Here is a 12,908-nt window from a genome sequence, read left to right as displayed (position 1 = left end):
TATGTGTGTGGCGCAGCCCACGACAATCGTTTGCCATTTTTTGCCATACTGTCCGTATGTCGGCCTCTCCGCGTTCACGGAAACGCGCCACCATCACCGATGTCGCCCGCGAGGCAGGGGTCGCGGCGTCGACGGTCTCGCGCACGTTCACCAAGCCCGGTCGCGTCAACGCCGCCACTCGCGACCACATCCTCGAGGTCGCCGACCGGCTCGGCTACGCACCCAACCCCGCGGCCCGCGCCCTCGAATCGGGACGCACCAACACCCTGGCGCTGCTGGTCCCCGACATCACGAACCCCTTCTTCTCGGGCGTGATCAAGGGGGCCGAACGCGCCGCCGTCGCCTCCGGCCGGACCCTCGTCCTCGCCGACACCCAGGAGAGCGCGACCACCGAAGCGCACATCATCCGGCGGCTGGGGCCGGCCGTCGACGGTTTCGTCCTGGCGGCCGCCCGTATGCCGGACGACGAGCTGCGGCGCGTCGCCGAATTCGACGCCGTGACCCTGGTGAACCGGGCGATCCGCGGAATCTCCTGCGTTGTCGCCGATTACGAGACGGGCACGCGGCAGATCGTCGACCACCTCGCGTCGCTCGGGCACCGCTCGTTGCTGTTCCTCGGCGGTCCGCCCGAGTCGTGGTCGGGAGCGCGGCGCTGGGCCGGTCTGCAGGCCGCGGCGCAGGCTCACGGCATCGCGGTGCGTCGCTTCGGCCCCTACTCGCCGACGCTCGGTGGCGGTGCCGCCGCGGCCGACGCCGCCGTGGCGGCCGGTGCCACCGCGGTGGTGTGCCACAACGACATGCTCGCCATCGGGGTGCTGCGCCGGATGCGGGAACGCGGGGTGTCCGTCCCGGAGCACGTGAGCGTGGTCGGATTCGACAACATCTTCGGCTCCGACCTGTGCCGGCCGTCGCTCACCACGCTCGCCGAACGCACCGAGGACGCCGGGGCGCGCGCCATCGAGACGCTCGCCCGGCAGGCCTACGAGCGGGTCGCGGTGGCCGACGAACTCGTGCTCCCGACGCAGCTCGTCGTCCGCGAGTCCACCGGACCGGCGAGATGAGGGAGGTTGTGTGCGTCTTTCTCGACGAGAACGCACACAGCCTCCCCGAAGTTCACCGGTTCGCGAGCTTGTCCGCCAGGAAGGTGAACGTCAGCGCCGACTTGAACGCCGCCTGGGCGTTGTCGGCAGCGCCGCCGTGGCCGCCCTCGATGTTCTCGTAGTACCGGACCTCGTGACCCTGCCCTTCGAGCCGCGCCACCATCTTCCGCGCATGGCCGGGATGCACCCGGTCGTCGCGCGTCGACGTGGTGACGAGGATCGGCGGGTAGTCGGCATCCGGGTCGGTGTTCTGGTACGGCGAGTACTTCGACAGGAACTCCCACTCCGCGGGGTTGTCGGGGTCGCCGTACTCGGCCATCCACGACGCACCGGCGAGCAGCAGGTGGTAGCGCTTCATGTCGAGCAGCGGCACCTGGCACACGATCGCCCCGAACAGTTCGGGATAGCGGGTGAGCATCACGCCCATGAGCAGACCGCCGTTGCTGCCGCCCTGGGTGCCGAGCTGCTCGGCCGTCGTGATCCCGCGCGCGACGAGATCCTTCGCGACCGCGGCGAAGTCCTCGAAGACCTTGTGCCGGTTTTCCTTCAGGGCCTGCGTGTGCCAGCTGGGTCCGTACTCGCCGCCACCGCGGATGTTCGCGATGACGTAGGTGTAGCCCTTCTCGAGCCACGCCCGCCCGACGCCGCCGCTGTAGGCCGGCACCATCGAGTTCTCGAACCCGCCGTACCCGTACAACAGTGTGGGCGACGGGGTTCCGGTGTTGCTGCCGACCACGAAGTAGGGCACCTGCGTGCCGTCGTCGGACGTCGCGAAGAACTGCTCGACGGTGATGCCCTCGGCGTCGAAGAACGACGGGGCCTGCTTGATCGCCTCCACCGGGCCGCCGACCGTCCCCGACAGCAGGGTCGCAGGGATCGTGAAACCGCTGGAGTTGAGGAAGAAGTCGTCGCTGTTGAGCGGATCGACGTCGATGATCGAAGTCGACGTGGCATCGGGGACGTCGGGCAGTTCCTCGTCCGACCAACCGTCCTCACCCGGTGTGAGCACCCGCACGCGGGTCTGCACGTCGCGCAGTGTGACGACGAGCAGGTGATTCTGCGTCCACGCGTACTGCTCGAGCGAGGTGTGCTCGTCCGGGGCGAACAGCACCGTCACCTCACGCGAGCCGGCGAGGAAGGCCGGATAGTTCGCGGCGAGCAGCGTGCCGGCGGGATGGCCGAGCCATTCGGAGCGGGTGCGCACGAGCAGGTGGTCGCGGTACACGCTCACCCGCGCGTCGTCGGGAACATCCAGTTCGACGAGCTCGCCGTCCGCGGTGAGTTCGAAACGCTGCGCCCGGTAGAAGTCGATCGCGCGGTCGACGAAGCTGCGCTCGTATCCGGGAGTGTTGTCGTACCAGGCGGAGACAGCAACATCGGTGCGCTCACCTTCGAAGACCGTCTCGGCCTCATCGATCGGAGTGCCGCGCCGCCAACGCTTCGCGAGTCGCGGATAACCCGAGTCGGTGAGCGACCCGTCGCCGAAATCGCTTCCCACATAGACGGTGTCGGCGTCGATCCACCCGATGTCCGTCTTCGCCTCGGGTAGTTCGAAACTGTCCGGGCCCGAGACGAATCGTCGCTCGACGAGATCGAACTCGCGGATCACACTCGCGTCGGCACCACCGCGCGACAAGCTGATGAGCGCGCGGGTCTGATCGGGCCGCAGCACCTGGGCACCCGACCACACCCAGTTCTCGCCCTCTTCCTCGGCGACGGCGTCGAGGTCGACGAGGACGTCCCATTCGGGTTCGTCGCGCAGGTACTGCTCCATCGTCGTGCGACGCCACAGGCCGCGTACGTGCTCGGCGTCCCGCCAGTAGTTGTAGAGGTACTCGCCCCGCCGACGCGCATAGGGGATGCGGGCGTCGGTGTCGAGGATCTCGCGGATGCGGGATTCGAGGTCGGTGAAGCTCTCGGTGCGGGTGTACTCCTCGACCGTTCGGTCGTTCCGGGCACGCACCCAGTCGAGTTGTTCCTCGCCGGTGACGTCCTCGAGCCATAGGTACGGATCGGTCGTGTCGTCGCTCATGATCCATTCATACCCGCCCCGCACGTGCCTCCGGCGGCAGGCAGACTGTGACCTCGTGCAGATGCATCCGTCGGACGCGCGCCGGGAATGGCTCGGCGACCGCATCCCGGGCGACCTGTTCGCCCTCTACTGTTTCGACGCCCCCGCGACTCCGGTCGCCGACGTGCTCGACGAACTGCGGTCGCGGGCGGCGGTGATGGGGGAGCTGCAGGTGCGGATGGTCGAGGTACCCGCGGGTCTCGACTATCCCTACTGGGCAGCGCACACCCCAGCAGAAGACCGGTTCGTCGTCCACGAATCCGGCAGCTACGAACAGATGCTCGTCGCGCTGTCCGGGCTCGTCGCGACCCGCGTCGACGTCACCGTCTCGCCGTGGCGACTGCACGTCTTCCCACATGTCACGGGTGCTCCGCGCGGGAACGGTCCCGCCCTCGTGGTCGTCCTGCAGATGTCGCACGCCTTCGCCGACGGGGTGCGCACCTCCGCGCTCGCCCGCGATCTGCTGGCGGGCACCGCGACACCCACGACACCGCCGCGCGCCCTCTCGCCCGCCGGGATGCTTACGCGTGCCGTCCTGCGGCTGCCGTTCTCGATTCCACGGGTGATCGCCGACGGGCGGCGGTCGGTGGATGCGGCGCGACAGCTCGCCGACCCCTCGGTGCCGCCACCCACCCCGGGGAGGCCGCTGGTCGCTGTGAACACCGCACCCGGGCCGCGGCGGACGGTCCGCACACTCGTGTTCGACTCCGCCGCCCTGCGCAGCGTCGGCACGGTCACCATCGGCGCGCTCACGGCCATCGGCGCCGCCCTGTCGCAGTTCCTCGGCGTCGACGAACTGTCCGCCGAGGTGCCGGTCGCGGTGGCGCCGGGCACGGCCCGCAACAGCTACCGCAACGTCGGCGTCGACCTGCACTGCGCGCTCCGCGACCCGCACGAACGTGCCGCGGCGATCGCCGCCGACCTGGCGTTGCAACGGATCCGTGCGCGGCACCCCGCCATGGCGATCCGGGTCCGCACCGACGACCACGTCCCCGCACCGTTGCTGCGGTTCGGTACCGACCGACTCGACCTGTCCGTCGTCCCACCCACCGTCACGGGCAACACCGTCGTGTCGAGCGTCTACCGAGGTCCGGCCGACCTGGAACTCGGTGGCGGGCAGGTGCGGTTCACCTCGGGCTTCCCGGGCCTGTCGCCCGTGCAGGCGCTCACCCACGGCGTGCACGGGATCGGCGACACCGTGACCCTGTCGGTGACGACCTCCCCGGATGTCCTCGACGCGGCAGGTCTCGCTCGGTACGTCTCCCTGCTGCACGAGGCGGTCGCCTCGCTGTAACGTGCCCCGAATCCGACGATGGAGGGGCACATGGCGGCTTATGCGGTGACGGGTGCCGCCTCGGGAATGGGCCGGGCGAGCGCGGAGCGGCTGCGGGCCGCCGGGCACACGGTGATCGGCATCGACCTGAAGGACACCGAGGTCACGGCGGACCTATCCACTCCGGAGGGTCGTTCCCACGCCGTCCGGGCCACGCTCGAGCTGGCGGGCGGCCGTCTCGACGGTGCCGTGCTCGCCGCGGGCCTGGGCCCCACCCCCGGCAAGGAGAAGATCATCGCGCAGGTCAACGTGCGCGGCGTGATCGACCTGCTCGTCGGATGGCGAGCAGCTCTGGCCGCCTCCGCGAACAGCAAGGTCGTGGTGTTCGGATCCAATTCGACGACCACGACTCCCGGCGTGCCGAACTCGGCGGTGAAGGCATTCCTCGCCGGCGACATGGACAAGGGCGTCGCGCGCACCACGCGCATCCCGCAGGCAGGCCCGCCGTTCACCTACGCGGCATCGAAGATCGCCGTGACCCGATGGGCGCGCCGCGCCGCGGTCACCCCCGAATGGGCGGGTGCCGGCATCCGCCTCAACGTCCTCGCACCGGGAGCGATCTCCACCCCGCTGCTCGACGCGCAGCTCGAGAGCCCGCTCAAGAAGGCGGTCGAGAGCTTCCCCGTTCCGCTCGGGGGCTTCGGGAAGCCCGACGAGATCGCGCAGTGGGTCGAGTTCATGCTGTCCTCGGCCGCGGACTTCATGACGGGCAGCGTCGTGGTGGTCGACGGCGGCACCGAGGCGTACTTCCGCCCCGACGACTGGCCGGTGCGGGTCCCGTTCCGGTCGATCCCGGGCTACCTGCTCGGCATGCGGAGGTTCGGGCGCCGGAAGTGACGTGAGGGTCCGCGCCGGGGCGGACCCTCACCGGCCCGTCACATCAGGCGAAGTAGTCGCCGAAGCCGTAGATCGCGTCGAACGCACTGGTGGGCAACACGTCCACCGCGTTCACGCGGTACGACGGGTACGAGGTCTGCATCAGGTCGCGCACGAACCGCAGCGCGTGGATCGCATCGACGGCGTCGACGGTGATGACGAGCTGGGCGCGGCCGTTGTCGCTGCGTCCCACCGCCCCGTGGTGCGGGACGATCGGTTCGATGAGCTCGACGGTCTCGTCGTCGGTCAGGCGATCGAGGTCGGCGTCGATTTCGATCATCGCGTTGTATTCCATGTGGGTTCTCCCGTGTCGAACACCCGAGCGGCCTCGCGCCGCGCGGGTTGATCTCGACGGGGAACACGCACGGCGACATCATGCCCGACCCGGATGACCCTCGCCATCATCCGATCGGGGGACATCCGATCGAGACGGACGGACGATGTGCGGGACCGGAACTCCGCGCGACGCTCGATGCATGCCGATCGTCGAAGTGAGCAATCTGCACAAGTCGTACGGAGGTCGCGCCGTCGTGGACGGCGTGAGCTTCGAGATCCACGAAGGTGAGATCTTCGGGATCCTCGGTCCGAACGGGGCCGGGAAGACGACCTCCGTCGAACACATCTCGGGTCTGCGAAAACCCGACGAGGGCACCGTCCGCGTCGCCGGCCTCGACCCGGTCCGCGACCACCGGGCCGTCACCGAACTGCTCGGCACGCAGTTGCAGCAGAGCGAGCTGCAGCCGAAACTGACCGTGCGCGAGGCCCTCCGGTTGTACACGGCCTTCTACGCCCGACCCGCGGACGGCGATGTGCTCGCCGAACGCCTCGGGCTCGGCCGCATGCTCGACACCCGGTTCACGAAACTGTCCGGGGGCCAGAAACAGCGGTTGTTCATCGCACTGGCACTCATCGGTTCACCGCGCGTCGTCGTCCTCGACGAACTCACCACCGGACTCGACCCGCGTGGGCGCCGTGACACCTGGGAACTGATCGAGGAGGTGCGTGATTCCGGCGTCACCGTCCTGCTCGTCACCCACTTCATGGAAGAGGCACAACGCCTCTGCGACCGTGTCGCGGTCTTCGATTCCGGGCGCATCCGTGCGCTGGGGACGCCGGCCCAGCTGATCGGGCAGTCGTCCGCAGCGATCGTGGTCTCGTTCCACCCGTCCGGTCCGCTCGACCCCGCGCTCCTCGAAGCCCAGCCCGGCGTCGTCTCCGTGCACACCGCCCGGGAACGGGTGGCCGTCGAAGGCAGCGAGGAGTCGATCCACGCGGTACTCGGCCTGTTGGCACGCCTCGGCGTCACGGCCGAACGCCTCCGCATCGCCGAAGCGACCCTCGACGACGCCTACCTCGATCTCACCGACACCAGGAGCACGTCATGACCGACCCGACCGTCCGCACCAGGCTCGTCGAGACGTCGACGACGGGCACCCCGGCGATGTCCGCATCGACCGCCGTTCTGCGTACCGAGGCACGACTGTTCACGCGGGAACCCGGGGCGCTCTTCTGGATCCTCGTCTTCCCCACGTTGTTGCTCGTGATCCTCGGCATGATTCCCGGTTTCCGGGAACCGGATCCGGACCTCGGTGGTCTGCGGGTGATCGATCTGTACGTCCCCGTGGCGATCCTCCTCGCGATGATCGTGGCCGGTGTCCAGACGATGCCCGCGGTGTTGTCGTCGTACCGAGAACGGGGAATCCTCCGCAGGCTCGCCGTGACCCCGGCGAGTCCGTCGCACCTGCTGACCGCACAGATCGTGGTGCACGCGATCGCGGTCCTGGCGTCGGTCTTCCTCGCACTGATCGTCGGTCGGGCGGCCTTCGGAGTCGCCTTCCCCGCCCAGCCGTGGGGATACGCACTCGCGGTACTCGTCACTCTCGCTGCGGCACTGAGCGCGGGAGGGACACTGGCTGCGGTGGCACCGTCCGTGCGGATCGCTCAGACGCTGGGCACGATCGTGTTCTTCCCGTTGATGTTCAGTGCGGGCGTATGGCTTCCGGTGCAGGCGATGCCCGAGCTGCTGCGACGGATCGTGGAGCTGACACCCTTCGGTGCCGCAGCGCAACTGCTCGACGAGACCGCCGCGGGCGGCCTGCCGAATCTCGGTGGCATCGCGGTCGTGGTGGGTTGGACCGTCGTCCTGACCGGCGTGGCGATCCGGTGGTTCCGTTGGCAGTGACGGCGTCGACCGTCATCCTGGAAGCCATGACGGCACCGACGACCACCGACGATCCGTGGCTTCGGACCTACAGATGGGCGCCGGTGGGGATGCTCGCGACCGGCACCGTCCTGTCCGTCGGCACCGCGACGTTGTTGATGAGTCCCGCCGAGCGGTACACGGCAGCGGTGCTCACCGCGGTGGCGGTGGGTCTGGAACTGTGGCGCGGTCGCCGCCGCCGGTCGATGCCGGAGGGCGACGCGGTCTACTACCTGCTCCGGTCCGCCCTGGCGTTCGTCCTGAGCTGGCTCAACCCGTTCTTCGCGATCTATGCGGCCTCCGGCTACTTCGATGCCCACGCGATGCTGCCGGACCGCTGGATCCGGTTCGGGCTGATCGTCACCGCCGTGACGGTGGCGGGTTCGCAGGCGGGTGGTCTGCCGCCGGACGACACGACGATGTGGATCGCATTCGGGCTCCTCGTCGTGCTCAACGCCTCGATTTCCATGCTGATGATGAGGCTCGCCGAACGCGACGAGCAGCGAAGTCTCGAACGGCTCGCTGCGATCACCGAACTCGAACGCACCAACGTCCGACTCGAGAACGCGCTGTCCGAGAACCAGGCCCTGCACGCGCAGCTGCTGGTGCATGCCCGGGAAGCGGGGATCGACGACGAGCGCCGCCGGCTCGCCGCGGAGATCCACGACACCCTCGCCCAGGGCCTGGCCGGGATCGTCACGCAGTTGCAGGCGGCACAGGACACCGCCGATCCGGAGGCGGCGCGGCGCCACGTCGAGAGGGCCACGGACCTTGCGCGACGCAGCCTCGGCGATGCCCGCCGCTCGGTGCGCAATCTCGCTCCCGAGGCACTCGAGCACCGCACGCTCGACGACGCGCTGGCCCACGAGGTGGAGAGATGGTCGGCCGAACACGGGATCCGGGTCGATCTCACGGTCACGGGCACCACCGAACCGTTGCACGACGACATCGGCGTGACGTTGTTCCGCATCACCCAGGAGGCCCTCGCGAACGTCGCCAAGCATTCCTCCGCACACCGTGCCGGTGTCACGGTGTCCTATATGGACGACGAAGTGAGTGTGGACATCCGGGACGACGGATGCGGTTTCGATCCGTGCGCGACACCGGGCGACGGATTCGGGTTGCGGGGCATGCAGTCCCGTGCCGACCGGATCGCCGGCGTCGTGGACGTCGAGTCCGAACCGGGTGTGGGGACCGCGGTCTCGGTGCGGGTGCCGCTGATCAGGGCCGGGAGGACGTCGTGACCGACGCGGACGAGATCACCGTGCTGATCGTCGACGACCACCCCGTCGTGCGGGACGGCCTGCGCGGAATGTTCGCCGCATCCCCGGAATTCGACGTGGTCGGAGAGGCTGCCTCCGGTCCGGAGGCCGTGACCCTCACGCTCGAACTCGACCCCGACGTGGTGCTCATGGACCTGCGGATGCCGGGAGGCGGGGGAGTGCAGGCGATCACCGAACTCGTCGCGCGAGGTGCGCGCAGTCGCGTCCTGGTGCTGACGACCTACGACACGGACGCCGACACCGTGCCTGCGATCGAGGCCGGCGCGACCGGCTACCTGCTCAAGGACGCTCTGCGGGACGACCTGTTCGCCGGGGTGCGGGCCGCGGCGGAGGGACGGACCGTCTTGTCGCCGGTGGTCGCGTCGCGGTTGATGGACCACATGCGGACACCCACCGCCCCGCAGGCGCTCAGCGCCCGGGAGCGTGAGGTGCTGGCGCTCGTCGCGAAGGGCACCTCGAACCGGGCCATCGCCCAGGAGCTGTTCATCAGCGAGGCGACCGTGAAGACCCACCTGACCCATGTCTTCGCGAAGCTCGAGGTGAAGGACAGGGCGGCCGCGGTCGCAGTCGCCTACGACCGCGGGATCCTGGGTTAGCCGAACAGCAGGGTCAGCCGAACACCGCACGCTCGCGGCGTCGTTGCCGACGGGAGAAGACCGCGACCATCAGTCGCACCGGAAGGGGCAGTTCGCGGCGGACCCGCTCGGTCTCGTCCTCGGTCATCACGGCGAAGAAGCGGGTGAGGTCGAAGTCGGCCCGGCCACCGCGCTGGGCGTCCTTCTCGAACCGCTGCCACGCGTCGGCGGAGACGTGCCCGGTGATGAGCGGGAAGACCGTTCGCTCCTCGTCCGCGATGTGCTCGTGGAGGTGCTCACTCAGCGTGCGGAGGGTGCGTGCGAAGCCGGCCACTGCCGCGGGGTCGGGGAGCCCGCGGGTGAATTCGCCGAGTTCGTCGAGGAGCGGGTCGAGTTCGTCGTGGTCGTCGGTGAGTTCGGTGAAGTCGACGTGGGGTCCGGCCGACGCGGTGATCAGCGGCCAGAGTGCGAGGTCCTCCACGTTGTGATGGTGGTAGAGACTCGCGACGAACAGTCCGACATAGTCGGCGGTCGCCGCGTAGCGGGCCCTGTCGAAGCTCGACGGATCTGCGAGGATTCGGTCCGCCAGTTCGCGGAGCCGGGTGACGTCGCGGAGGATCACGCGGTGCGCGAGCCGCATTCCGAGCAGGTCGTCGTCGGTGGTGAGGCGCGGGGTGAGGGATGCGGAAGTCATGTCGGTAGCGTGCGCGGCCGGACTTGGAACCGGCTTGGTGCCGAGCGGGCGCCGGAGATCGTCGCGCACCAAGTGGTCGCCAAGAATGTCTCCGCGCTCGGTCCGTGATCATCACTCCGGCGCTTGCAGGGAGCCGGCAGGCGATGTCAGCGGGTCGGCGCGATGCCGAACAGTAGCGCGTCGATGCCGGCGCGGAACGCACGGTCGTTCGCATCGGATCCGTCGTCCGCACCGCTGCGGCTGTCCGCATCTGCGACATCACCTGCGGATCCTCCGGCGGACGCGCCGGTCATCAGGGCGGTGAGATGCGGGTAGTCGCCGTGCTCGAGCATCGCGGCGATGTGCGCGGCTCCGCCGCCGGCCGCCCCTGCAGACATCCCGGCGGCCTCCTGCGCGGCGAAGTTGGTGACCCACCCCGACAGGAGGGCGACTCCGGTCATCGTCGCGGTCGGGTCGAGTCCGGCGGGGGCGAGGGCGCCGACGAGGTGGTCGAGATACCGCATCGAGTTCGGGCCGAGCGTCGATGCCGTGACCTGGCTCAGCCAGGGATGCCGGCGGTGGATTGCGCGGGACTGTTCGGCGACGTCGAGTACGTCGGCGCGCACGTCACCGGTCAGCGGAGCGAAGCGGTATTCGGCTCCGGCCCGGTCGACCATGAGGTCCACGAGATCGGTCTTGCCGGAGACGTAGCGGTAGAGCGACGCGGGGGCGGTGCCGAGGGCGTCGGCGAGCCTGCGCATGGACAGGGCGCGGATGCCGGCCTCGTCGGCGATCCGCACGCACGCGTCTGCGAGCTGGTCGAGCGTGTAGGCCGGTCGCGGGCCGGGGCGCCCGGTGTCGGACCGCAGCCAGATCGAGTCGGAGACCGTCATGCAGGACAGCATGCCTCCTCGAACGGGTTGCGAACGATGTTCGCAGATGCGTACCCTCGAACTGCGAACGGTGTTCCCAATCGAGAGGTGGATCGTGATCGAGATGGCACTCGAGGCGGAAGGCCTCACCCGGGCGTTCGGCGATCGCATCGTCGTCGACGACGTCCACCTGCGCGTCCCGCCGGGGCGCGTCCATGCGCTCCTCGGTCCGAACGGATCGGGGAAGACCACCATCGTCCGGATGCTCGCCACCCTGCTGCGGCCCACGGCCGGACGTGCCCGCGTACGCGGCTTCGATGTGGTGCACGACGCGACCCGCGTGAAGCGCTGCATCGGCTTCGTCGGCCAGTACCACGCGGTGGATCTACGACTGACCGGTGTCGAGAACCTGATGATCGTCGCTCGCCTGCACGGTCTGGCCGGCCGCGCCGCCCACACCCGCGCGGTCGAACTGCTCGACCGCTTCGGCCTCGCCGATGCTGCGAACCGGCAGGCGAGCACCTACTCCGGCGGCATGCGCCGGCGGCTGGATCTGCTCGCCGGGATGCTCGTGCGACCCGACGTGCTCTTCCTCGACGAACCGACCACCGGTCTCGACCCGAGCAGCCGCAACGAGATCTACGGGATGGTCGGCGAACTGGTCGCCGAGGGCACCGCGGTCCTGCTCACCACGCAGTATCTCGACGAGGCCGACCGGCTCGCCGACGACATCACCATCCTCGACGCGGGCCGGACGATCGCGACCGGCACTCCCGCCGAGATCAAGGAGGCGGTCGGCTCCGGACTCGACCTCGTCCTCCCCGGTGCCGCCCACATCGACGAGGCCGTCGCCGTCATCGGCGCATTCGGCCTGCGCCACAACGGCATCCAGGTGCCGGTCGAGAACGGCTCGGTCCGGCTGTCCTTCACGACCGACGCCCACTCGGTGCCGCTGCTGCCCGTGCTGCGCGCCCTCGACGACGCGGGTGTCCCCGTCGACGACATCGGCCGTCGCCGCGTCGGTCTCGACGAGGCATTCCTGACCCTGACCGGACGCGAGCGAATCGAGGAGTCCGCATGACCACCATCCACGAGTCCGGCCACGGCAGTTCTGCCCTCACCGGCACCCGGACGTTGCTGCATCGCGTCCTGCTGACCTACCGGCACTCGCCGGCCCTGCTGTTCGTCACCCTCGCCGCACCGCTGGGCATGATGCTGCTCTTCGGATTCGTCTTCGCCGGCGCCCTGTCCGGTGGCGAGGGCGCCGCCTACCGCGCATACCTGATGCCGGGTGTGCTCGTCCTGGTGGCGGCCATGGGCCTCGCGACCACCGCCGCCACCGCGAACGCCGACATGCGCAGCGGACTGTCGGATCGCTTCCGGACCCTGCCCACCTCCCCGGTGGCCGCGCCCGCCGGACTCGCCTTCGCCGAGACCCTGACGTGTGCGGTCACGCTGGCGCCGATGGTCGGCATCGGATATCTCGTCGGCTGGCGGATCGAAGCGGGCGCCGGGGAGATCGCCCTCGCCGCGGTGGTGCTGCTGTTGTTCCGGTTCGCATTCTCGTGGGTAGGTGTGTGGCTCGGCGTCTCGATCCGGGACGAACAGGTCCTGCAGCAGTGCGCACCCATGATCTTCGGCACGATCATGTTCTCGAACATCTTCGTGCCCACCGACACGATGCCGGTGGTCGTCCGACAGATCGCCGAGTGGAATCCCGTCAGTGCCGTCGTAGGTGCGCTGCGCGAGCTGCTCTCGGCGTCCGCGCCGGTACCCGCGGATGCGGCGTGGCCGCTGCACCATCCGGTGTGGTCGGCGTTCGGCTGGTGCGTCGTGCTGCTCGCCGTGACGGTCCCGCTCGCCGTGCGCCGATACACGGCCGATCACCGGATCCGGTAGCTACCGGCCGGTAACCGGACCATCGG

Annotated in this window: 13 protein-coding genes; 9 read left to right on the top strand and 4 right to left on the bottom strand. The window is 69.4% G+C overall.

The window, feature by feature from the left end:
• Positions 1 to 56: 56 nt before the first annotated feature.
• Positions 57 to 1,061, top strand: a complete 1,005-nt coding sequence (locus tag K3M35_RS11640) for a LacI family DNA-binding transcriptional regulator (RefSeq protein WP_121208857.1) — start codon at positions 57 to 59, stop codon at positions 1,059 to 1,061.
• A gap of 52 nt (positions 1,062 to 1,113) precedes the next feature.
• Here the strand turns inward: K3M35_RS11640 and K3M35_RS11635 are convergent, their stop codons facing one another.
• Positions 1,114 to 3,132, bottom strand: a complete 2,019-nt coding sequence (locus K3M35_RS11635) for a prolyl oligopeptidase family protein (protein WP_121208858.1) — start codon at positions 3,130 to 3,132, stop codon at positions 1,114 to 1,116.
• Between K3M35_RS11635 and K3M35_RS11630 the strand changes: the two genes are divergently transcribed.
• The gene (locus tag K3M35_RS11630; protein WP_220666439.1) at positions 3,131 to 4,465 is read left to right on the top strand and encodes a wax ester/triacylglycerol synthase domain-containing protein; all 1,335 of its coding nucleotides are present in this window, start codon (positions 3,131 to 3,133) and stop codon (positions 4,463 to 4,465) included. The genes K3M35_RS11635 and K3M35_RS11630 overlap by 2 nt on opposite strands.
• A 30-nt stretch (positions 4,466 to 4,495) precedes the next feature.
• Entirely contained in the window at positions 4,496 to 5,341 is an 846-nt protein-coding gene (locus K3M35_RS11625) for an SDR family oxidoreductase (RefSeq protein ID WP_220666438.1), read from the top strand.
• Positions 5,342 to 5,384: 43 nt separating this feature from the next.
• Here K3M35_RS11625 and K3M35_RS11620 read toward each other — a convergent pair whose 3' ends face one another.
• Positions 5,385 to 5,675, bottom strand: a complete 291-nt coding sequence (locus K3M35_RS11620) for a hypothetical protein (RefSeq protein ID WP_059384294.1) — start codon at positions 5,673 to 5,675, stop codon at positions 5,385 to 5,387.
• A gap of 181 nt (positions 5,676 to 5,856) precedes the next feature.
• On the opposite strand from K3M35_RS11620, the gene K3M35_RS11615 reads away from it, so the two are divergent.
• The 4 genes from K3M35_RS11615 to K3M35_RS11600 are packed head-to-tail and all read left to right on the top strand — an operon-like array spanning position 5,857 to position 9,459.
• Positions 5,857 to 6,765 (top strand): ABC transporter ATP-binding protein, encoded by a 909-nt coding sequence (locus K3M35_RS11615; RefSeq protein ID WP_085469682.1) that lies wholly within the window; start codon positions 5,857 to 5,859, stop codon positions 6,763 to 6,765.
• Complete coding sequence (locus K3M35_RS11610) at positions 6,762 to 7,562, top strand: ABC transporter permease (RefSeq protein WP_220666437.1); 801 nt, start codon at positions 6,762 to 6,764, stop codon at positions 7,560 to 7,562. Before K3M35_RS11615 ends, K3M35_RS11610 begins: the two co-directional genes overlap by 4 nt.
• Positions 7,563 to 7,588: 26 nt before the next feature.
• On the top strand, positions 7,589 to 8,824 hold the full coding sequence (locus K3M35_RS11605) for a sensor histidine kinase (protein ID WP_051121656.1): 1,236 nt from the start codon (positions 7,589 to 7,591) through the stop codon (positions 8,822 to 8,824).
• Positions 8,821 to 9,459, top strand: coding sequence for a response regulator transcription factor (locus tag K3M35_RS11600; protein ID WP_220666436.1), 639 nt, complete (start codon positions 8,821 to 8,823; stop codon positions 9,457 to 9,459). Before K3M35_RS11605 ends, K3M35_RS11600 begins: the two co-directional genes overlap by 4 nt.
• A gap of 13 nt (positions 9,460 to 9,472) precedes the next feature.
• On the opposite strand, the gene K3M35_RS11595 is transcribed toward K3M35_RS11600, so the two are convergent.
• Together K3M35_RS11595 and K3M35_RS11590 are read right to left on the bottom strand one after the other, a co-directional pair.
• Positions 9,473 to 10,132 (bottom strand): hemerythrin domain-containing protein, encoded by a 660-nt coding sequence (locus K3M35_RS11595; protein WP_033096360.1) that lies wholly within the window; start codon positions 10,130 to 10,132, stop codon positions 9,473 to 9,475.
• Between the two features lie 146 nt (positions 10,133 to 10,278).
• Entirely contained in the window at positions 10,279 to 11,004 is a 726-nt protein-coding gene (locus tag K3M35_RS11590) for a TetR/AcrR family transcriptional regulator (protein WP_259443928.1), read from the bottom strand.
• Between the two features lie 103 nt (positions 11,005 to 11,107).
• Here K3M35_RS11590 and K3M35_RS11585 point away from each other — a divergent pair, with 103 nt between their 5' ends.
• Positions 11,108 to 12,064, top strand: coding sequence for an ABC transporter ATP-binding protein (locus tag K3M35_RS11585; RefSeq protein WP_248690854.1), 957 nt, complete (start codon positions 11,108 to 11,110; stop codon positions 12,062 to 12,064).
• Positions 12,061 to 12,882, top strand: a complete 822-nt coding sequence (locus tag K3M35_RS11580) for an ABC transporter permease (RefSeq protein ID WP_006553600.1) — start codon at positions 12,061 to 12,063, stop codon at positions 12,880 to 12,882. Before K3M35_RS11585 ends, K3M35_RS11580 begins: the two co-directional genes overlap by 4 nt.
• Positions 12,883 to 12,908 lie beyond the last annotated feature (26 nt).

Source organism: Rhodococcus sp. DMU2021 (assembly GCF_019641445.1).
Lineage (GTDB): Bacteria > Actinomycetota > Actinomycetes > Mycobacteriales > Mycobacteriaceae > Rhodococcus > Rhodococcus pyridinivorans.
The sequence above is the reverse complement of the archived record's forward strand: the minus strand, read 5'-3'. Positions and strand labels throughout refer to the sequence as shown.